17 protein-coding genes are annotated in these 19,882 nt (G+C 73.1%); 7 read left to right on the top strand and 10 right to left on the bottom strand.

All coding sequences use genetic code 11. The features are described from left to right. Positions 1-47 precede the first annotated feature (47 nt). Positions 48-2,849, bottom strand: coding sequence for a LuxR family transcriptional regulator (locus O7624_RS06700; RefSeq protein ID WP_282239341.1), 2,802 nt, complete (start codon positions 2,847-2,849; stop codon positions 48-50). Positions 2,850-2,929: 80 nt separating this feature from the next. Then, positions 2,930-3,898, bottom strand: coding sequence for a helix-turn-helix transcriptional regulator (locus O7624_RS06695; RefSeq protein WP_282239340.1), 969 nt, complete (start codon positions 3,896-3,898; stop codon positions 2,930-2,932). Positions 3,899-4,230: 332 nt separating this feature from the next. Here O7624_RS06695 and O7624_RS06690 point away from each other — a divergent pair, with 332 nt between their 5' ends. Beyond that, entirely contained in the window at positions 4,231-4,887 is a 657-nt protein-coding gene (locus O7624_RS06690) for a hypothetical protein (protein ID WP_282239339.1), read from the top strand. Positions 4,888-4,992: 105 nt separating this feature from the next. Here O7624_RS06690 and O7624_RS06685 read toward each other — a convergent pair whose 3' ends face one another. Further along, positions 4,993-6,753 (bottom strand): hypothetical protein, encoded by a 1,761-nt coding sequence (locus O7624_RS06685; RefSeq protein WP_282239338.1) that lies wholly within the window; start codon positions 6,751-6,753, stop codon positions 4,993-4,995. A 312-nt stretch (positions 6,754-7,065) separates the two neighbouring features. Here O7624_RS06685 and O7624_RS06680 point away from each other — a divergent pair, with 312 nt between their 5' ends. From O7624_RS06680 to O7624_RS06665, 4 genes are read left to right on the top strand one after another with little or no spacing between them, the layout of a single operon-like run. After that, on the top strand, positions 7,066-7,899 hold the full coding sequence (locus tag O7624_RS06680; RefSeq protein WP_282239337.1) for an ABC transporter ATP-binding protein: 834 nt from the start codon (positions 7,066-7,068) through the stop codon (positions 7,897-7,899). Between the two features lie 39 nt (positions 7,900-7,938). Continuing rightward, positions 7,939-8,922, top strand: a complete 984-nt coding sequence (locus O7624_RS06675; RefSeq protein WP_093403081.1) for an iron-siderophore ABC transporter substrate-binding protein — start codon at positions 7,939-7,941, stop codon at positions 8,920-8,922. Next, complete coding sequence (locus tag O7624_RS06670; RefSeq protein ID WP_282239336.1) at positions 8,919-11,024, top strand: iron ABC transporter permease; 2,106 nt, start codon at positions 8,919-8,921, stop codon at positions 11,022-11,024. Before O7624_RS06675 ends, O7624_RS06670 begins: the two co-directional genes overlap by 4 nt. Positions 11,025-11,052: 28 nt before the next feature. Then, complete coding sequence (locus tag O7624_RS06665; protein WP_282239335.1) at positions 11,053-11,964, top strand: siderophore-interacting protein; 912 nt, start codon at positions 11,053-11,055, stop codon at positions 11,962-11,964. A gap of 94 nt (positions 11,965-12,058) precedes the next feature. On the opposite strand, the gene O7624_RS06660 is transcribed toward O7624_RS06665, so the two are convergent. Next, on the bottom strand, positions 12,059-12,574 hold the full coding sequence (locus O7624_RS06660; protein ID WP_093403084.1) for a 2'-5' RNA ligase family protein: 516 nt from the start codon (positions 12,572-12,574) through the stop codon (positions 12,059-12,061). 46 nt (positions 12,575-12,620) lie between these two features. Further along, the gene (locus tag O7624_RS06655; RefSeq protein WP_282239334.1) at positions 12,621-13,667 is read right to left on the bottom strand and encodes an NAD(P)-dependent alcohol dehydrogenase; all 1,047 of its coding nucleotides are present in this window, start codon (positions 13,665-13,667) and stop codon (positions 12,621-12,623) included. Between the two features lie 144 nt (positions 13,668-13,811). Between O7624_RS06655 and O7624_RS06650 the strand changes: the two genes are divergently transcribed. Further along, the gene (locus O7624_RS06650; protein ID WP_093403233.1) at positions 13,812-14,705 is read left to right on the top strand and encodes a DUF72 domain-containing protein; all 894 of its coding nucleotides are present in this window, start codon (positions 13,812-13,814) and stop codon (positions 14,703-14,705) included. Between the two features lie 19 nt (positions 14,706-14,724). Here the strand turns inward: O7624_RS06650 and O7624_RS06645 are convergent, their stop codons facing one another. The 3 genes from O7624_RS06645 to O7624_RS06635 all read right to left on the bottom strand — a co-directional run bounded on the left by O7624_RS06645 (position 14,725) and on the right by O7624_RS06635 (position 16,832). Beyond that, positions 14,725-15,111 carry a hypothetical protein gene (locus O7624_RS06645; RefSeq protein WP_282239333.1) on the bottom strand — a complete coding sequence of 129 codons (387 nt, stop codon included), beginning with the start codon at positions 15,109-15,111 and terminating at the stop codon, positions 14,725-14,727. A gap of 89 nt (positions 15,112-15,200) precedes the next feature. Next, positions 15,201-15,839 (bottom strand): hypothetical protein, encoded by a 639-nt coding sequence (locus O7624_RS06640; protein WP_282239332.1) that lies wholly within the window; start codon positions 15,837-15,839, stop codon positions 15,201-15,203. Positions 15,840-15,935: 96 nt separating this feature from the next. Next, a complete protein-coding gene (locus O7624_RS06635; protein ID WP_282239331.1) occupies positions 15,936-16,832 on the bottom strand; it encodes an RNA polymerase sigma-70 factor in 897 nt (298 codons plus the stop codon). A 214-nt stretch (positions 16,833-17,046) separates the two neighbouring features. On the opposite strand from O7624_RS06635, the gene O7624_RS06630 reads away from it, so the two are divergent. Next, positions 17,047-17,580 carry a hypothetical protein gene (locus O7624_RS06630; RefSeq protein ID WP_282239330.1) on the top strand — a complete coding sequence of 178 codons (534 nt, stop codon included), beginning with the start codon at positions 17,047-17,049 and terminating at the stop codon, positions 17,578-17,580. A gap of 36 nt (positions 17,581-17,616) precedes the next feature. On the opposite strand, the gene O7624_RS06625 is transcribed toward O7624_RS06630, so the two are convergent. Continuing rightward, positions 17,617-18,471 carry an alpha/beta fold hydrolase gene (locus O7624_RS06625; RefSeq protein ID WP_282239329.1) on the bottom strand — a complete coding sequence of 285 codons (855 nt, stop codon included), beginning with the start codon at positions 18,469-18,471 and terminating at the stop codon, positions 17,617-17,619. Positions 18,472-18,554: 83 nt separating this feature from the next. Beyond that, positions 18,555-19,814, bottom strand: coding sequence for a globin domain-containing protein (locus O7624_RS06620; RefSeq protein WP_282239328.1), 1,260 nt, complete (start codon positions 19,812-19,814; stop codon positions 18,555-18,557). Positions 19,815-19,882 lie beyond the last annotated feature (68 nt).

The raw sequence follows: 19,882 nt of genomic DNA, 5'->3' as shown, positions 1-19,882 counted from the left end.
CGTCTCGACGCTACGACCAGACGGTCGTCGAGGAATCCGGCGTTTCCCTAGCCTTTGGCCGTGCCGGTCGGCGCGCCGACCGTGACCGCCGGCCGGCGTAGCCGTTCGTCGGGTCCACCTACCCGCGCCAGCGCGGCACCCAGTTCCGCCCGCCGGGAGATGCCCAGCTTGCGGTAGACCCGGGACAGGTTCGTCTCGACGGTCTTCGGGCTGACGAACAGCTCGTCGGCGATGGCCCGGCTGGTCCGTCCCTGTGCGGCGAGCCGGGCGACCCGCTCCTCTGTGGCGGTGAGGTCCGACGGCGCGGGCGGACGCCCACCGAGCCGGGCGGCCTCGGCCCGGGCTCGCTCGGCGAACACCGTCGCGCCCAGGGCGTCGAACTCGACCGCCGCGGCGGCCAGTGCCTCCCGGGCCGGCCGCTTCCGGCGGGACCGGCGGTGCACCATGCCCTCGACCAGCAGACACCTGGCCCGATCCAGCGGCAGGACCTCCGGCGGCACGGCGGCTCGCGCGGCGGCGAGGTCGTCCAGGGCCGCCGAGGGGTCGACGCCACTGGCGCTGTCCAGCAGGGCGCGGCTGCGCGCCAGCCCCAGCAGCGTCCAGGGGCGGGGCAACCGCCTGTGACGTTCCGCCAGCCGGGCCAGGGCAGCACGCGCCGTGACCAGGTCGCCGGCACCCACGCAGGCCTCGATCCAGTCGGTCTCGAAGCGCTGTGCGAGCGGCTCGGCCAGACCCATCCGGTCGACTGTCTCGGCGAGTCGGCCGTACCCGGCCGCGGCGTCGGCCGTCCGGCCGGCGCAGAGCGCCACGAACGCAGCCAGCTGCAGGTGGATCCGCCGGCACCAGTCGTCATCGAGCTGCTCGGCCAGTCGGAGCCCCGCCTCGGCCACCCGCTGCGCCACGTCGAGGCGGCCGCGGAGCGCGTCGAGCAGCCCGGCCAGCCAGATTTCCGCGGTCGCCTCGGTGCCCAGCAGCTCGCCGAGCTCGCGGGCCGCTGCGATGTGCCGTTCGGCGGTCGACCACCGCCCCGCGAGCAGCTCGGTCTCGCCGAGGTGTTTGAGTAGGTCGTACTGTGAGGGTTCATCTCCCCGAGCGGCCGCCAGGTCCAGCAGGCTGCCCAGCCGTCGTCGGGCCTGGGCCGGATCGTCGATCGACTTCCACCAGATCGCCGGGATCGTGCCGGCGAGCCATGACGGCTCCGGTCCCTCCATCTCCAGCGCCCGGTCGAGCAGTGCGATGCGGGGTGGTTCGCCGGCCCGTACCTCGTTGAAGAACAGGTGCAGCAGCGCCGCGGCGAGCAGCGTGCGGTCTCCACCGGGACCGCTGAGCAGGGCGATGGCTGCCTCGGCATGGGCCCGCGCCGGATCCGGCAGGTCGACGAAGAGCGCCAGGTGGGCGTGGATCCGGCCGGCCAGCGGGGAATCCGGACGGGTTGCCGCCAGTGCCCGGCCGGCTGCCTCGACCGCCGTGCCGCCGGACTCGTCCGCGCTCCAGGCGACCACCGCGCGCAGCAGCAGCGCCTCCGCGCGCACGTCGCCGCCGAACTCGGCGGCCACCGCCTCGGCGGCGACCCGCGCGCCGGGATGGTCGCCGCACCCGAAGCGGCAACGGGCTGCCGCCAGCAGCCGCTGGCCTCGGCTGGCCTCATCGTCGGCCGGCGTGAGCCGCGCCGCCGACTCGTACATGTTCGCGGCGGCCTCCGGCGCGCCCCGCGCGTGTTGCCGGGCGGCAGCCGCGCCGAGGGCGTCGGCGACCACCGGGTCCGGCGTGGTGGTGCACAGGGCCAGGTGCCGGACCCGTTCGTCCGGATCGGTCACCACCTCGGCGAGCCGGCGGTGCAGGCCGCGCCGGACGCCGGGTGGGATGCCGGCGCGGACCGCGGCAGCGTAGACCGGGTGGGTGAACTCCACCCGCACCGCCCCGACCACCAGCAGACCGGCCTCCTCCGCGGCATCGAACGCGGCGGGGGAGACCCCCGCCGCGGCCAGGTCCCGGAGCAGGGGTACGCCGAGCAGGGCGGCCAGCCGTACGGCGTCCCGGCAGCGGGCCGGGAGCCGGGCGAGCACCTCACCGAGGAGTTGATGCATGGACGAGGCCACCGGTAGATCCTGTGCCGGCTCCGGTGGCTGTGGCAGGCGCTGCACCGCACGGGTCACCTCGATGGCGACCAGTGGGTTGCCGGCAGCCTCCCGGGCGATCCGGGCGAGCAGCGAACGACTCAGGGTGGCACCGACCCGCTCGCGCAGGACGTGGTGCAGGGCCCCCACTCCCAGCGGAGCCAGTGGCAGCCGGGTCAGTCGGCCGGGACCGGCGTCGAGCCCGAGCGGCGCGATCCGCAGCGTCGACGTGTTGTCGGTGCGGCAACTGACCAGGGTGGACAGGCCGGGCGCGACCCGGCGCAGCGCGAACCGCAGCGCTCGTTCGCTCGGCCTGTCCAGCCACGGCGAGTCGTCGACGGCGACCAGCACCGGCCGGCCGGCGGCGAGCACGCCCTCCAGCAGCGAGCGGGTGGCGGCACCGACCACCCGCTCGTCGACGGTCTCGTCGCTGTCGCGGGTGAGCAGCACCATCTCGGCCGCGACACGCTGCGGGCGCGGCAAGTCCACCACCAGGTCCGCCAGCGGACGGAGCAGGTCGGCGAGGGCGGCGAAGGGCAGCTCGGTCTCGCACTCGGTCGGCGCACAGGTCAGCACCGACCAGCCGGCCCGCGTCGCCTCGGTGACCAGTTCCCGGAGCAACGTCGTCTTGCCGATCCCGGCCGGGCCCTCCAACAGCACCGACCCCGGCTCGCGTAGTGCGCGCCAGGCCTGGTCGAACACCCCGTCGCGGCCGACGAGCGTACCCCGCATGGTGCGATTCTGGCACCGATGAGGTGGAGTGGCCATCGGGCGGACGGTGGCCCGCCGCGGGCGGTCGGTCAGGGTGGGCGTCAGGCGTGCAGGGTGCGGCTGGGCGGAAATCCGTAGGTGGCGTGGTAACGCGCGGTGAATCGGCTGTGGCTGAGGAACCCCCACCGGGAGGCGATCGCGGAGACGGTCTCCTGGCGGGGGTCGGCCTGCACCAGGTCACGGTGGGCACGGTCGAGCCGGACCCGGCGCAGGTGCGCCATCGGTGTGGTGTCGAGGTGCCGGCGGAACGCCAGTTGCAGGGTCCGCAGCGAGACCTGGGCGGCGGCGGCGATGTCGGCTGCGCCGATGTCGCGGTCGGCGTACTCCTCGATGAAGGCCGTGGCGCGGCGCAGCGTGGCGGTGGTAGCGGCCCGCCGGTCGATGGCCTGTGGCCAGCGTGCGGTGGAGTTGGGGAAGACCGCCAGGGCCGAGGCGGCCAGCATCCGGGCCGCGTTGGCGATGACCAGCGGCTCGCGGTACGCGTACGGGTTGCCCAGGACGACGTGGTTGAGGTAGCTCGTGGTGTGCCGCCACAGTCCGGCCAGGGCCGGGGAGGCGGGGGACAGACCGCCGAACTGGACCGCCCTCACCCGCCCGGCGGACGCGGTGCCGGTCACCCGGTCCAGCACGGCGAGGTCGAGCAGGCAGACGTTGACCCGGCCCGGCAGCCAGCGCAGCGAGCAGGGAAGGTCGGGGAGGGTGGCCAGGAAGACGTCGCCCGGGCTGTACCGGCCGTACGCACCGGCGCTTGAGCGGTCGACGCGTCCGTTGAGGACCTCGCAGATCACCAGCGCGGCGGGCGGTTCGACATCGATATCGAGCTGGGTGGACTGTGCCAACGACTCCAACCAGAACGAGCCCGCGTCGACCCGGTGGTGGCGGAACCGGTAGTGGACGCCGGGGGCCGCGCGGAGGGCGACCTTGGAGCGGTAGGCGTACGCCAGGAAGTCGCGGATCGTCTCCGGGTCGCGGCTGTCGAACCGGTGGGCAATCGGAACCTTCGTCTTCAATACGTCTCCATCGACCTGGACGGAGGGCGCTTCGGCACGCCGGGACGATGCCCCGGCGAGACGTGGTGGATCCGGCAAGCGATAGGACATGCAGAGCCAGGATTCCCATCGATGGTATCCACAAAGGAAGGACTCCCATGAAGTTTTCGTGGCGCATCCGTCGCGCCCGGTAGATCTCGCTCGTTGTCGATGTCAGGGGAGTTTTCGTTTTTGGGCTAATCGGCACGGTCCGGCGTGCGCGCACCGGGCTAGCCGACAACCCTCCGTGGCCATGATCATGCGAAGGGTGTCGAACGAGGGGTAGCTGATCGACCAACGGGTGAAGGGGTGGGGTGTTGGAGACCAAGGATCCGACTGACATCGTCCGACTGGCGACGGCTGAGGCACGCCGGCGGATCGCCGGCGAGACAGACCTGACCGGCATCGTGGGATCCCGCACGTCCGATCTGGGCGGTGCCCTGCGGGACGTGTTGCGCTGCGCCCTGGTGGCGCAGCGGGTGGTGGCGCCGACGCGGCTGATCGCGCTCTGCCGCGACCTCGCCCTCGGGCCGGACGCCTTCGACCTGCTGGGTCACCACCTGCTGGGTGCCCTGGTCGGCTACCGTCCGGGTCCGGACGCGCTGGTCCGGGTGGGCGGGGCGCTCGGACTGGCGCGACGGGAACTGTTCACTCATCGACATTCTGTGCCTGGCGATCCACCCCGGCCCGCCAGCCGGGTCGGCCGAGGAAACAGCGCCTCCGTCCGTTACCGCTCGGCCAAGCCGCCGGAGCATCTGCCCTCGCCGCCGAGCTGGACCTGCACCGGTTGCGGGCAGGAGTGGCCGTGCGCGGTCAAGCAGAGCCAACTGCTCGCGGAGTTCGGCGGTGCCCGCGCCGCGCTCGCGGTCTACCTGGGCTCCTGTCTGCTGGCTGCCGCCCGGGATCTACCCGGGCTACCGCTGGCCCGGGCGCGTAACCGCTTCCTCGGCTGGCTGCCCCGCCGGCCGTGATGAGGAACCGTCCGCCGGTCGTCGACCGGCGGACGGGCTCAGGTCGCCTCCGGCGGGCTTGTGCGGACAGGCCGGTCGGCACGCGGCACCGCTCGGGTGGCCCGATCAGTTCGCCGCCGGCTCGGGTGCCCGGTCGGTGTCGTTCGCGGCGGGTGCCGCCGGCTCGGCCTGGTCGGACTGCTGGTTCGCCGGCTGGCCGGCGAACCAGTCGATGCCGCCCGGCCCGCCTGCCGCCACCGCAGCCGCCGCGCGAGCCACCGGATCCACCAGCGGGCGGGTGCCGTGCTCAGGTCCGCCACCTACTTTGCCCGAGCCTGGCTGCGGGTTGCCCGGCCGGCCGGTCGCGGCTCCGTTGCGCTCCTGGCCTGCCGGGGCGGCGGGGTCGGCCGCCGTCCGCTCCGAGCCCAACCCGGCCTGCTCGGCGTCCTCCTCGGCAGCGGCGGTCGCCCCCTCGGCCTGAGCATCGGCCGCCGGGGTCACCTCGCCACCGCCCGCCGGGGTCACCTCGCCACCGCCCGCCGTGGCCGCGTCGCCACCGGTCCGGGAAACCCCCAGTCGGGCGGCCACCATCGGGTACTCGGCGGTCTCGCCGCCACCGGCCGCAGCCGCCATCACCGCCGCGGCCGCCAGATCGGCGACCCGCTTGGCCTCCCGCTGCACCCGGGCCCGGGTCTCCTTGGCGTGCCGCTCGGCGGCCTCGGCCGCCCGGCGCACCTCGTCCAGTCGCTGACGCTCCGCCACGAGCTCGTGGCTGGTCTCCTCCAGCAGCTGCCGCAGCCGGTTCAGCTCGGCCTCGGTGGCGTCCTTGGCGCGGCGAGCCTCGTCGAGCTGCTGCTCGGCGTCGTCCAGCTGCTCGTGCAGCTGGGCCAGTGCCTGACGCTGCTCCCCGACCTCAAGCTGGACCGCGTGCAACTGTTCCTCGGCCGCCGCGGCCTGCTCGTCGCTGAGCTTGCGCACCTCGGCCGCCTGCTCGTCGGCGCGCTTGCGGATCTCCGCCGAGTACTGCTGGGCGTCGGCGATCATCGAGCTGACCCGCTGCTCGGCGGCGGTGCGTTGCGCGGCCAGCTCACGCTCGACAGCGGCCCGCTGCTCGGTCAGGTCCTCCTCGGCCGTGGCCCGTCGCTCGGCCAGCTCCTCCTCGACCGTGGCCCGCCACTGCGCCAGCTCCTGCTGGCTCTTCGACCGGGCCGCCTGGATCTCCTGGTGGATCTGGGTACGCGCCGAGGTGGTCAGCGCCTCCGCCGCCGAGCGGGCCTGCTCGACCTGCTGTCGGCACTGCTCGCCGATCCGCTGCGCCTCCTGCTGGGCACGCTCGTGTGCGGCCTCCCCGTCGGCGCGCAGCTTGTCGGCCCGCTCACGGGTCTCGGCCAGTTCCGCGTCGGCCGTCGCCCGCAACTCCTCGTACGTCTTCTCGTGCTCGGCCCGCCGGGCCGCCAGTTCCTCTTCCAGGTCGGCCAGCGCCTTGACGGTGCGTTCCCGCGCGTTGGCGAGCGTCTTCTCCGCCTCCGCCTGGAGTTTGGTGGCCCGCTGGGTGTGCGTGTCGATGATCGCCGCGGCCTGCTTCTCGGCCAGGTCCAGGATCTGGCCGACCATCGGACCCACGTCCTGGAAGGTGGCCTTGTCCACTTGCGCCGGTCGCTGCCGCAGCTCGGCCATCTCGCTCTGCACCGCCTGGAGCTTTCCGCTCAGCTCCCGTACGTGTGCGGTGGCCCGGTCCCGTTCCGCCGAGATGGCGGCGAGCCGGCCGTCCATCTGCTCGACGTAGCGCTCGACCTGCCGTTTGTCGAACCCGCGCAGGGCGACCTCGAAATTCGGCCGCGAGGCCAGGTCGTCGCGGACTGCGAACGGCTCCTCGCCGATGGACATGCCCCATCCTCCAGAGGATCGAAGAGCGCCACGCCGGCGGGCCGGCGGCGGATGACGCGCAACGTTACCGCTGCTCCGGCTGCTCTGTCCTCCCACCCCGGTACGGATTTCGCGCCGTCTGACGGGTGGTCCGGCATCGGCGTCCCGCCGATCGCACGTGGCTGCTTGTCCCGGTTACACGCCAGGGGACCGGCCGGCGACGCGGCGTGACGTATCGACCCTGCTCACCGGCGTCGAGAGGGGCTGGTGGGGCGATGAAAGTGAAACAGACCCGCGTCTTGACACGTACTTAGGTTAGGTTAGCCTAACCGCATGTCGAGCGGACTGATGACGAACGACGCCGAGCAGAGCCTACGCGGTGTCGACCTGCGCCTGGGCTACCACGGCACCACGGTGGTGCACGGCGCTGCGATCACCCTGCGTCCCGGCACCGTGACCGCGCTCGTCGGCCCCAACGGCAGCGGCAAGTCCACCCTGCTGCGGGCGTTGGCCCGGCTGCATCCGCTCGACAGCGGCACGGTGCTCTTCGCCGACGGCATCGCCGCGGCGGGTCTGCCCGCCAAGGAGTACGCCCGCCGGGTCACCCTGCTCGCCCAGAGCCGGCCGATCCCCAACGGCGTCACCGTCCGCGATGTCGTCGGCTACGGCCGCCACCCCTACCGGGGCCGGTGGCGCGCGGACGACCCGGACGGCCCGGCCGCCATCGCCCGCGCGATGGAGGTCACCGGCGTCAACGCCATGGCCGGCCGGCCCGTGGACGAACTCTCCGGCGGCGAACTCCAGCGGGTCTGGCTGGCCACCTGCCTGGCCCAGGACACCCCGGTGCTGCTGCTCGACGAGCCCACCACCTTCCTCGACCTGCGCTACCAGGTCGGGATTCTCGATCTGATGCGTGACCTCGCCGACGATCACGGCGTCGCGGTCGGCGTCGTGCTGCACGACCTCAACCAGGCCGCCGCGGTGGCCGACGAGGTGGTCCTGCTGCACGGTGGCCGGGTCCGCGTCACCGGCACCCCGGCCGAGGTCTTCACCGAACACGACCTGACCGAGACCTACGGCATCCGGATCGAGGTCAGCACCGACCCGCTCAGCGGGCTGGTGACGACCCGTCCCGTGGGCCGACACCTGGCCCGAATCCCGGTCTGAGCACAGACCGTTCACGACACCCACCCGAGAAAGAACATCATGTCCCGTACCCGTGTAACCGCCCTGGTGGCCGCCGCCACCGCAGTGCTGCTGGCCGCCTGCGGCACCACCGAGAACACCACCGAGCCCGCCGCCACCACTCCCGCCGCCAGCGGCCCGGTCACCGTCACCGACAGCCGGGGCAAGGAGGTCAAGCTCGACGCCCCCGCGACCAAGGTGGTCGGTCTCGAATGGGGCGAGGTCGAGATGCTTGTCAGCCTCGGCGTCATGCCGGTCGGCGTCGCCGACCCCAAGGGGTACGCGACCTGGGTCAGCGCCGCCAAGCTCGACGCGGGCGTCAAGGACGTGGGCACGCGCGGTGAGCCGAGCATCGACTCCATCGTGGCGCTGCAACCAGACCTCGTGGTCATGGAGGACGACCGCGGCGCCAACGTGATCACGCAGCTGGAGAAGTACGTCCCGGTCATCGTGACCAAGGGCAGCGACGCCTCGGACAACCTCGGCCGGATGCGGGCCGACCTGAACATGATCGCCACCGCGGTCGGCAAGACCGCCGAGGCGGAGAAGCTGCTCGCCGACTTCGACGCCGCCATCGCCGACGGCAAGAAGAAGATCGCCGACGCCGGTGCGGCCGGCAAGCCGTTCGCCATCGCCGACGGCTGGAAGGAAGGCAGCACGGTCAGCATCCGGATGTTCGGCGAGGGCGCCCTGGTCTCCCAGATCGGCATCCAGCTCGGCCTGACGAACGCCTGGACCGGCGAGACCGACCCGGCCTGGGGCCTGGGCCAGACCGACGTCGAGGGCCTGACCGTGCTCAAGAGCCCGGACCTGCACTTCTTCTACAACGCCTCGGACGGTGTCGACGTCTTCGCCGACGGGCTGAACAGCAACGCCATCTGGAAGTCGCTGCCCTTCGTCGAGCAGGGCAACCTGCACCGGATGCCCGACGGCATCTGGACCTTCGGCGGGCCGCTCTCCGGCAAGCAGTACATCGACCAGCTCGTCAGCACCTACGCGGTGTGACCACGCTGTCCGCGCCCCCGCGTCCGGAGCCGGCTGTCCAGCCGGCTCCGGCCGAGCGCCCCTCCACTCCCCGCGTCGTCGGGATCTTCGTCGCCGCCACCGCGCTGCTGCTGGCGGTCGTGGCGGTGCACCTGACCCAGGGCACCTCCGCCGTGGGTGCGCTCGACCTGCTCCGCCTGCTGACCGGCGGGGACGACGAGACCGCCCGGGTGCTCGTCGCGTCCCGGGTGCCCCGGCTGCTCGCCGGGCTGACCATCGGCGTCGCCCTCGGCTTCGCCGGTGCGGCGCTCCAGTCGATCGCCCGCAACCCCCTCGCGTCCCCGGACACCCTCGCCGTCAACGCCGGGGCACACCTGGCCATCGTCTCGGTCGCCGCGTTCGGCATCGCACTGCCCGCGCTGCCCGCCGGTGGCCTGGCCTTCTGCGGTGGCCTCGCCGCCGCCGGCCTGGTGATGGCGATGTCGTCCGGCGGTCAGGCCGGCACCACCCGGCTGATCCTCGCCGGCTCGGCCACCGCGCTGGCGCTCAGCTCGGTGACCATGCTGCTGCTCCTGCTGTTCGAGCAGGCCACCATCGGCCTGTTCGCCTGGGGCAACGGCTCCCTGGTGCAGAGCGACCTGGACACCCTCACCCAACTCGCTCCCGTGATCGTGGCCGCCGTGGCGGCGTTGATGCTGTTCGGCCACCGCCTCGACATCCTCGCCCTCGGCGACGACACCGCCACCGTGCTCGGCATCGACGTACGCCGGACCCGGCTGATCGTCACCGTGCTGGCGGTGCTGCTGTCCGCCGCAGCGGTCACCCTCACCGGCCCGGTCGGTTTCGTCGGCCTCTGCGCACCGGTGATCGTCCGGCTGCTCGGCCCGCTGGTGCCCGGCGTCCACCGGCACCGGATCCTGCTGCCGCTGTCCGGTATGGCCGGCGTCATCATCGTCCTCGGCTCCGACGTGCTGCTGCGGGCGCTGATGGGTGGTCAGGCCGGCGTCGACATTCCCACCGGCGTGGTGACCACCCTGTTCGGCGCGGGAATCCTGATCTGGCTGGCCCGCCGGCACCGCGACGCCGGCCCCACCCGTCGCCCAGCCGGCGGTCACGCCGCCGTACGCTCCGCGGCCTTCCACCGCACCGTGGTGGCGGTCGCCGCCACCGTCACCGCCGGGGCGGTGCTGCTCGGCATGCTCGCCGGGGACACCTGGCTGCTGCTCGGCGACATCGTCAACTGGGTCAACGGCAGCACCGGGCCGGCGTACACCTTCGTGCTGGACCAGCGGTGGCCGCGCGTCGCCGCCGCGATGCTGGCCGGCGCGGCCCTGGCGGTCGCCGGCACCACCGTGCAGGCGGTCTGCCGCAACCCGCTGGCCGAGCCCGGCATCCTCGGCATCACCGCCGGTGCCGGACTGGGCGCGGTCTCGCTGCTCACCTTCGTGCCGCTGGCCGGCGTCTGGGCCGTCTCCGGGGTTGCCGGGCTCGGCGCCATGCTGGCCTTCGCCCTGGTGTACGGCGCGGCCTGGCGGGGCGGCCTCAGCTCCGACCGGCTGGTCCTGATCGGCTTCGGTGCCTGGCAGGGCGGCATGGCCATGATCACCTTCATGATCGTGGCGTTCGACCCGTGGAACACCGGCAAGGCCCTCACCTGGCTCTCCGGCTCCACCTACGGCCGCACCGCGACCCAGGTGCTGCCGGTGGCGATAGCCCTGCTGGTGCTCACCCCGGCCGTGGTGGCCGCCCGCCGCGAGCTGGACCTGATGACGCTCGACGACGACACCCCACGGGTGCTCGGCGTCCGGCTGGAACGCACCCGACTGGTTGCGCTCGGTGCGGCGGCCCTGCTCACCTCGACGGCGGTCTCCGCCGTCGGCGTGATCGGCTTCGTCGGCCTGGTCGCACCGCACGCGGCCCGGGCTCTCGTCGGCGGCCGGCACACCCGGGTACTCCCGGTCGCCGCCCTCCTCGGCGCGGCCCTGGTCAGCCTCGCCGACACCCTCGGCCGCACCGTGATCGCTCCGGCCCAGATTCCCGCCGGGCTGGTCACCGCCATGATCGGCACCCCCTACTTCGTCTGGCTGCTGTGGCGTTCCCGCGCCGCCGCCCCACCCCGGTAAGCGCACCGACCCGACCCGGAGAGGCACCATGACCCACACTCTGCCCATCGCGCCCTGGCGGCTGTTCGCCGTCGAGGTCCGCGCGGTACGTCGGCTCAGCCCGTCCTTCGTCCGGGTCACCTTCACCGGTCCCGACCTGGACCGCTTCGCCGACAACGGGTACGACCAGCGGATCAAGCTGGCGTTGCCGCTGCCCGGCCAGGCCGGCGTCCACCTTCCACAGGGGCCGGACTGGTACGCGCGGTGGCGGACCCTGCCGGATCACGAGCGCAACCCGATCCGGACGTACACGGTGCGCGCGGTCCGGCCGTACCTGAGCGAGGTCGACGTCGACCTGGTGCTGCACGGCGACGGTGGACCGGCCACCCGGTGGGCCCGCCGGGTCCGCCCCGGCGACTCGATCGCGATCGTGGGCCCCGACTCGGCGTACGGCGGCGACCACGGCGGGGTCGAGTTCCGGCCCCCGTCGACCGGGCGCCTGCTGCTGGCCGGGGACGAGACGGCGGTGCCGGCGATCAGCGGCATCTGTGAACGGCTACCGCTGGACGCGCGCGGCCGGGTGCTGCTGGAGGTCCCCGAAGCCGGTGACGCACTGCCGCTGATCACGCCGCCCGGTGTCGAGGTGACCTGGCTGCCCCGGGGTTCCGGTGGATACGGCAGCCGCCTCGTCGCCGCCGTCGCCGCGGTCGCCGGAGACCTGCTCGCCGGCACCGCGCCCGATGAGCGCGGGCCGCAGCTGGTCGACGAGGTGAACGTGGACCACGAGATCCTCTGGGAGGTGCCCGAGGCGCCCCCGACGGCCCCGCTCTACGCCTGGCTGGCGGGGGAGGCCGGCGTCATCCGTGCCCTCCGCCGGCACCTGGTCAGCGAGCGCGGCCTGGACCGCCGCGCGGTGGCCTTCATGGGTTACTGGCGCCACGGCCGCCCCGACCCCTCCTGACAGCTTTACCTGCTGATCATGGGTCAGCGGCGGCTTCGAGATGGACTCTGCCGCCAAACTGATGATCAACGATGCGGGGGGCAGGGTGGGGTGGTCAGGGGAGGGGGTGGGAGATGTTGCGGGCGTGGTCGGTGAGGGCGGCGGCGACGACGGTGGCCTCCAGGGGGAGCATTTCGAGGCAGCGGCGTACGGCGGTGGCCATCAGCGCGTTCGGCACCCGCATGGACAGCGTGCAGTGCGGCACCCACCGGCCCGGCCGGTAGTGCTCCACAAGCGTCACCCCGCCCGCGACGAGCAGGTCGTGCACCCGCCGGTGGTGCGCCAGCAGCTCCGAGGTGGGTACCGGACCCAACCACAGCACCCGGCCGACGAACTGACCGGCGTGCTGGAACGACAACCGCAGTGGTGCTGCCACCGTGGTGCCGGCCAGCGCTGCGGTGACCTGCTCCGGATCGAAGCGCGGCGCGACCGCGAGCGAGACGTGGGGCCGGTGCCGCTGCTCCAGCAGGGAGCGCATGCTCTGCACCCCTTCGGCCTCGAGGGCGTCCCACAGCACCCGGATCCGCCGGGTGGCGACGGTGTCCAGGTACAGCTCCAACGCGGCGACCACATGATCACTCTAGGGTGGAGTCCGAGGAACGCGCCGTCCGGGCGGCTCACGGCACGATGACGGCTCGACCTTCAAGCGTGCCGTCCTGCATCATCCGGTACGCGCTCATCGCCTCGTCCAGGCTGAACGTGGTGGTTTTCGGCCGCACCAGCCCGCGCGCACCCAGATCGAGCACCTCCAGCAGCTCCGGGCGGCTGCCCCAGTAGGTGGTCTGGATACTGACCTCGTACGGCACGGAGAAGAATCCGACCGACAGCGAGCCGCCGCCGAGCCCCACGATGCTCAGGTCACCCACGGTCCGAGCGGCGGCGACGCCCAGCTTCAGCGTGGCATCGGCGCCGACGAAGTCGAGCACCACGTCGGCACCCCGACCGCCGGTGACCCTGCGGATCTCCTCGGCGGTGCCTTCGGCCGATTGCATCGTCACGTCGGCACCGCACTCCTCGGCGAGCCGCAGCGCCTCCTCCCGGGTGTCCACCGCGACGACCCGGGCGGCGGTGGTCGCCTTGAGGACCTGCACGCCGACGTGCCCCAGCCCACCGACGCCGATCACCAGCGCGGTGCTGCCCGGAGGCAGCTTCGGCCAGGACCGGCGAATCGCGTGGTACGGGGTGAGCCCCGCGTCGGTCAGGGGTGCGGCGTCGACCGGACCGAGCCCCTCGGGCAGCGGCAGCACGTGCCGGGCATCCGGCACCAACTCGTACTCGGCCATGCCACCGTCCAGACCGAGGCCACCACCTCCGCCCGGCACCGGCGCGGCGGCCGGGTTCTCGCAGTAGTTGTCGACACCGACCCGGCACCGGGCGCAGCGACCGCAACCCCACGGCCCGTAGACCGCGACCGGCTGGCCCACCTCCAGCCCGGTCACCCCGGAGCCGAGCCGGTGCACCCAGCCCGCGTTCTCGTGGCCGAGCGTGAACGGCGGATTCCAGGGCAGGCCGCCGGCCTCGAAGTCGTGCATCAGGTGCAGGTCGGAGTGGCAGGCGCCGGCGGCCCCGATCCGCACCACCACCTGGCCCGGGCCGGGTGTCGGTTCGTCGACCTCGACCAGTTCCGGCTCCGTCTTCCAGGCGGGCAGCCGCAGAGCACGCATCCCTGTCTCCCGTCGTCGTGACGCCCGAACCGAGGCTCCCCGACGGACGTCGACTCAAACCACCTCGGCGACCGCGCGCCCTCTCCTCGGGCGGTCACCGCCCAGCGGTTGCCGATTGGCCCGTTCGGCGGTCCACTGAACTACATGGGTGTCATCAAGGTGGGCACGTCCTCGTGGGCGGACCGGACGCTTGTGCGTTCCGGCTGGTACCCGCGCCAGGCGAACACCCCGGCCGGTCGGCTGGGCCACTACGCCGAGCGGTTCGGGCTGGTCGAGGTGGACACGTCGTACTACGCGGTGCCCGCGCCGGAGACCGCGCAGGGCTGGGTCGACGCCACACCCGAGGGGTTCACCTTCAACGTCAAGGCGTTCAGCCTCTTCACCGGTCACCCGACCCCGATCGCCACCCTGCCCGCCGATCTGCGACCGACCGGCGGACCGACCCGGATCCGCCGGCGCGACCTGCCGACGGCCGCGTACGACGAGTTGTGGAGCCGGTTCCGGGCGGCGCTGACGCCGATCGCGGCGGCCGGCCGGCTCGGCGCGGTGCTGTTGCAGTTTCCGCCGTGGCTGGCCCGTGGCGAGGCGGCCCGGCGACGGATCACGGAGCTGGCGTCACGCTGCCGGCCGTGGCGGGTGGCCGTCGAGTTGCGGCACGCCTCCTGGTTCGACGGGACGGCGGCGCTGGAGACGTTGGCCTTCCTACGTGACCAGGAGCTGACCTTCTGCTGCGTGGACATGCCGCAGGGGCATCCGGACTCGGTGCCGCCGATCCCGGTCGCCACCGCCGACCTGGCGATGATCCGGTTCCACGGCCACAGCAGCGCCTGGACCAGCGGCGACAAGGAGGACCGGTTCCGGTACGCGTACGGCGACGAGGAACTGCGCCGCTGGTCCGAGCTACTGGTCGACCTCGCCGGGCAGGCCGACGAACTGCACGTGCTGTTCAACAACTGCTGCGCCGGTCAGGCCCAGCGCGATGCGGAACGGCTCGCCGGCCTGCTCGACGGGGCCGACCGGTGGGCCGTACGGTCCTGACCGGACAGTGCGGCGGCACTCACCCGCGCCAGGTCCCCTCCGGGTGCATCCCGGTCGCCTCCTCCAGCGCGTTGTCCGGCAGATCCCCGTCGGCGGCGTCGTCCGGGAAGCTGCGCCGCGACGGCGCGGGGTCCGGCGGTGCCCCGGGCCCGGCCACCGGCGTACGGGTCGGCTCCACCGAGCCGAACCCGTGCCGCCCGGCGGGCCGTTCCGTCGTATCACCGGTGAGGGGGCCGGCCGCGCGTCGTTCACCGCGTCGTCCCTCGGGCACGGCGGTCTCCTCGCTGCCCTCGTCCGTCGGGGAGTCCGCACCGGCACCCCACGGCGGATCCGCGTCGAAGCCGTCGGTGGTCCCCCAGGGTGCGACACCCTCGGGTGCCCGGTCGTGCCTGTCCCTGTCCGTCATCGCCACCTCGCTGATCGGTGCCCGGTCGCCGGTCTACGTGACACCGGCACCCGGCACATGGCTGCGCTGGCGTTCGTGTGGTTCAGCCGTCAGCGGCCGGACATCGTCATCTGTCGGATCGCCTTGGCCGCCGCCATCCCGCCGGCACCCTTGCCCATCATCTTCGACGTGTGCCCCATGCCACCCACGCGGCCGAGCATGCCGCGTAGGACCTGGCCCGGCTTCTGCTGCTCACCCATGTAGGCGGTGACCACGATCAGGGCACCGGTCAGTGCCGGAATCGCCCATTGCAGCATCTTCAACTGGCGCTGGCAGGACGCCACGTTCGCCGGGGTCTGCTGGTTCGGCTCGGTGACCCCCTCGACCGACGGCTGTCCGGCCTTGGCCAGCCGCATGCCGAGCAGTCGGCTGTACCCGGTCACCGCCAGGGCGCTCACGGTCAGCGCGGTTTTCACGGTGCTGGCCCGGCCGACGCCGGCCTGGGCGACCATGCGTGGGCTCTCGGTCACCAGCTCGCCGACCGCCCCGGCGAGGTGGGCACCGATGGCCGCCGCGTTGACCGGCGTCCACCGGTTCCAACCGGTCGACGCCACCGAGAGTCGTTGGGTCGAGTCGCCCATCCGGGCCGCGGCACCGTTGACGCCGAAGGCACCCATCAGGGAGCCGCCGAACCAGGCCGCCAGGCCCAGGTCGTGCATCGAACGCAGTGCGGTGTGGCTGTCAGACATCTGGTCCCCTTCCGCCGTATCGGGCGCAGCGGCTTACCCACCTTCGGTGGGGCTAATCGCTGTGACCTCGGGCGACGTGCCTGCGTCGGTCGGCGTTCAGCGTCGGGCGAGTCGGGTCTCGGCTGCGACCCGGGTCAGCTTCTCGGGGTTGCGCACGTAGTACAGGCCGGCGATGCCCGTCTTCCCGACCCGGACCGCCATCACGCCGTCGAGCTCACCGTCCAGCTGCACGACGAGGGCGGGGCTGCCGTTGAGCGAGGTGGCGGCTGCGGTCAGCCGGCCCGGCACCTTGCGGAGACCACCGACGATCATGCGGGCCACCTTGTCCGCGCCGACGATCGGGTTCGGCACGGCCTGCCGCACGCCGCCGCCGTCGGCGACCAGGACGACCTCGGGGGCGAGCACGTCGAGCAGCGCCTGGAGATCGCCGGTCTCGACCGCGCGCTGGAACGACTCCAACGCCGCCCGGGTCTCGCGGGGGGAGACCACGTCGCGGGGACGACGGGCGTTGACGTGCTGGCGGGCCCGGTGCGCGATCTGCCGCACCGCGGCGGGGCTGCGGCCGACCGCAGCGGCGATCTCGTCGTAGCTGACGTCGAACGCGTCGCGCAGCACGAACACGGCCCGTTCGGTCGGCGACAGCGTCTCAAGGACGAGCATCAGCGCCATCGAGACGCTCTCGGCGAGTTCGACGTCGTCAGCCACGTCCGGCGCGGTGAGCAGCGGCTCGGGCAGCCACGACCCCACATACGCCTCCTTGCGGCGGCGCATCGTGCGCAGCCGGTTGAGGGCCTGCCGGGTGGTGATCCGGACCAGGTAGGCACGCTGGTCGCGGACCCGTCCCAGGTCGACGTCGACCCACCGCAGCCAGGTCTCCTGGAGGACGTCCTCGGCGTCGGCGGCAGACCCGAGCAGCTCGTACGCGACGGTGAACAGCAGGTTGCGGTGGGCGACAAAGGTCGCGGTCGCCGGGTCGGTGGCGCGATCACTCACTGTCTCGACCTTTCCTCCGTGCGGGTTCCGGTACCTCCTCGGCAGGTCACGGGGTCTCCTTCGCGTCAGGGTCCGCTCTCAGGACACCGCGGCCCTGGCCGCTGTGCCGTCGAGTGACGCAGGTCATATCGTGCCGGCTGGGTCGCCGGCGCGGCGGTCGCCTCGCGGCTCCGCCCCGACAGATCGCATTGACCGGTCCGATTAGGCTCGCCGCATGGCAACTCCGGCACCCGAAGCGGGCTCGGAACACCAACTCGTGTGGGCCCCCGGCGAGGTGATGACCCGCATCGAGCAGGAGGTACGCCCGCAGCCGAGCCTGCCCCGCCGGATCGCGCTGGCGGCGTCGGGCGCGTTCGTTCTCAGCTGGCCACCGACCTTCGTCGTGTTCGCGCTGGCCACCCTCGTCGCGCCGTCGGTGACCGACGAGGCCGGTGTCGGCCGGGTCGCCCTCTGGGCCTTGCAGTTCGCCGGCCTGACCGCGGTCGCGGCGGTGGTCGGCGCGGCGCTGCGACGATCCGCCGAGCCCGAGCTGGACCCGTCGCCCGGACGGATCGCGCTACGGATCGCAGGCCACGCGCTGGTCACCGTGGCCTGCGCCGGGCTGGTGCTGGCCCTGGCCGGGCTCTCCGTGGGTCAGTACGCGACGCTGACGGCCACGCTGGTGGTGGTGCTGCACCTGCTGCCGATGGCCGTGGCCCGGCTGCTGTTCCGGCTTCGCCGACGCGGTTCGGCCAGCCTGTCGGCTTGACCGGCTGTCCGGCGTCCCGGCCCGCCGCTGGGCGGGTCAGCGGGCGGGCAGGGTGGTGACGAAGTCGGCCACCCGCGCGGCCAGCGGCCCGCCGGCACGTACCCAGGTGAAGTGGTCCAGGTCGGTGCCGGGCGCGCCGTAGCGTTCACGCTCGACGGGAGCTGCGGTGAGCTTGGCGCAGAGCCGGTCCAGCGTGGGATGCGGGGTGTACTGGTCGCCGTCGACGCTGATCGCCAGCACCGGGGTGCGGATCCGGCGTACCGCCGCCTCCGTGTCCACCCCCTCCAGCTCGGGAAAACGTCCGGTGCGGGCCGTGTGCGCCCAGTCGCGGATCACCCCGCGTGCCTGCCGGCCACCGAAACCCCATCCGGGCCAGACCCCGAGCAACCTGGCGGTGGCCGCGACGCCCTGGGTGTACGGCAGTATCCCGTACCGTCGGGGGCCGGTGAAGTCACGCCAGTAGGGGACGCCGACCGCGATCAGGGCCAGCCCGTCCACCTCGTGCTCGCCGTGCAGGGCCAGGTGCAGCACGGCGGCCTGACCGCCGAGGGAGTGCCCCAGCAGCAGGGTCCGCCGGCCGTCCAGCCGGGGCTTGAGCGCCGCCCGTACCGCCCCGATGTCGGCGGCCAGTTCGGTGTAGCCGTACCGGCAGGTGCGGCTCGGCCGCGGCGTGCTCTCGCCGGTGCCGCGCAGGTCCGCCACGACCACGGCGAGCCCGGCGGCGCGCAGCGCGGCGGCGAACGGTCGGTAGTACCGGGCCCGGACTCCCATCGCCGGCGCGATCAGCACCACCGGGGCGTCGGCCACGCCGACGGGCTCCGGGTAGACCTGGATGCCGAGCCGGGCACCGTCGACCTGGACGAACTCCTGCTGGTACTCCACCACGTTCACGACCACAGGTTACCGGCGGGTAGGTGGCGGCTGTGGGTCGCCCCCGGCGGGACTGCGCCCGCGCCGGGAGGCGACCGGCGGCGTCACCGTGGCTCGCCGCGCAGCATGCCCGGGCCGAAGACCTCGTAGGCGATCCGCTCTACCGGTACGCCGCGACGCAGCAGACCGCTCCGGACCAGGTTCATGAACGGCAGCGGGCCGCACAGGTGCACGTGGGCGTCGGGCGTGAGCGGGATCAGCTCCGGATCGACCCGGCCACCGCTCACCGTGGCGGTGAGATCGCGCGGCGTCGCGTCGCTGGTGTCCTCGTACCACAGCGTGGTGTGCAGGTTGGGCAGCGCGGCATGCAGGCGCGGCAGGTCACCGCGTAGGGCGTGCGTCGCGCCGGCTCGATCGGCGTGCACCAGCACCACCGGTCGTCGTGGTGCGGTGACCGCCAGATGCTCCAGCGCGGCCATTGCCGGGGTCAGCCCGATACCGGCGCTCACCAGCAGCAGCGGCCCGTCTCCGGCCACCGCGCTGACCTCGCCGAAGGGCGGGCTGAGTCGCAGCGTGTCACCGACGCCCACGTGCTCGTGCAGGAAGGTCGAGACCAGGCCGTCTGGTGCGCCGTCGAGCCCGCGTAGCCGCTTGACGGCGATCCGCCAGTCGGCGGCCCCTGGGCGGCCGGTGAGGCTGTACTGCCGGATCTGCTGACCACGACCGCCGTCGAGGTCGACCGCGACCGAGGTGTACTGGCCGGGGATGAACGTGGGCGCGGCCCTGCCGTCCGCGGGTGCCAGGGTGAACGACACCACGTCGCCGGTCTCCTGCCGGCGGGCGGTCACGCGCCACGGCCGCCACACCGACTCGCCCTCGGCCAGCCCGGCGGCCGCGTAGAGCCGGGCCTCCCGGGCGACCAGCTCGCAGGCCAACAGCCAGTAGACCTCGTCCCAGGCGGCGGCGACCGGCGGCGTCACCGCATCGCCGAGCACCTCACCGACGGCAGCGAGCAGGTTGCGACCCACCAGCGTGTACTGGGAGGGGGTGATGCCCAGCGACGCGTGCTTGTGGGCGATCCGGTCCAGAATCGGTCCCCAGGGCACGGTGCTCGCACCGGTCAGGTGCTCGGCGTAGGCGACCACCGCGGCGGCCAGGGCGGCCTGCTGCGCCCCGCTTGCCTGATTGCCCCGGTTGAACAGGTCGAGCAACTCCGGATGAGCCTCGAACATCCGCTGGTAGAACCGCCGCGTGATGGCCTCGCCGTGCGCGCGTACCGCGGGCAGGGTCGCCGACACCACCGCTGCTGAGGACTGCGTGAGCACGATGTTCTCCTTCTGGTTCGACCGTTCGGACCCCCACACAAAACAGGATTTGCAGATACCTGTTTTAGGGTCGAAGGTCCCGGATCGACGGTCGTACAGGTCACACC

The organism is Verrucosispora sp. WMMD1129 (genome assembly GCF_029581255.1).
Lineage (GTDB): Bacteria > Actinomycetota > Actinomycetes > Mycobacteriales > Micromonosporaceae > Micromonospora > Micromonospora sediminimaris.
The sequence above is the reverse complement of the archived record's forward strand: the minus strand, read 5'-3'. Positions and strand labels throughout refer to the sequence as shown.

What these genes read in the sequence shown, in the direction of transcription:
- O7624_RS06665 (WP_282239335.1), top strand. Translation starts at nt 11,053, where the DNA reads ATGACCCACACTCTGCCCATCGCGCCCTGGCGGCTGTTCGCCGTCGAG.
- O7624_RS06655 (WP_282239334.1), bottom strand. Translation starts at nt 13,667, where the DNA reads ATGCGTGCTCTGCGGCTGCCCGCCTGGAAGACGGAGCCGGAACTGGTC.
- O7624_RS06650 (WP_093403233.1), top strand. Translation starts at nt 13,812, where the DNA reads ATGGGTGTCATCAAGGTGGGCACGTCCTCGTGGGCGGACCGGACGCTT.
- O7624_RS06630 (WP_282239330.1), top strand. Translation starts at nt 17,047, where the DNA reads ATGGCAACTCCGGCACCCGAAGCGGGCTCGGAACACCAACTCGTGTGG.
- O7624_RS06645 (WP_282239333.1), bottom strand. Translation starts at nt 15,111, where the DNA reads ATGACGGACAGGGACAGGCACGACCGGGCACCCGAGGGTGTCGCACCC.
- O7624_RS06680 (WP_282239337.1), top strand. Translation starts at nt 7,066, where the DNA reads ATGTCGAGCGGACTGATGACGAACGACGCCGAGCAGAGCCTACGCGGT.
- O7624_RS06675 (WP_093403081.1), top strand. Translation starts at nt 7,939, where the DNA reads ATGTCCCGTACCCGTGTAACCGCCCTGGTGGCCGCCGCCACCGCAGTG.
- O7624_RS06700 (WP_282239341.1), bottom strand. Translation starts at nt 2,849, where the DNA reads ATGCGGGGTACGCTCGTCGGCCGCGACGGGGTGTTCGACCAGGCCTGG.
- O7624_RS06640 (WP_282239332.1), bottom strand. Translation starts at nt 15,839, where the DNA reads ATGTCTGACAGCCACACCGCACTGCGTTCGATGCACGACCTGGGCCTG.
- O7624_RS06685 (WP_282239338.1), bottom strand. Translation starts at nt 6,753, where the DNA reads ATGTCCATCGGCGAGGAGCCGTTCGCAGTCCGCGACGACCTGGCCTCG.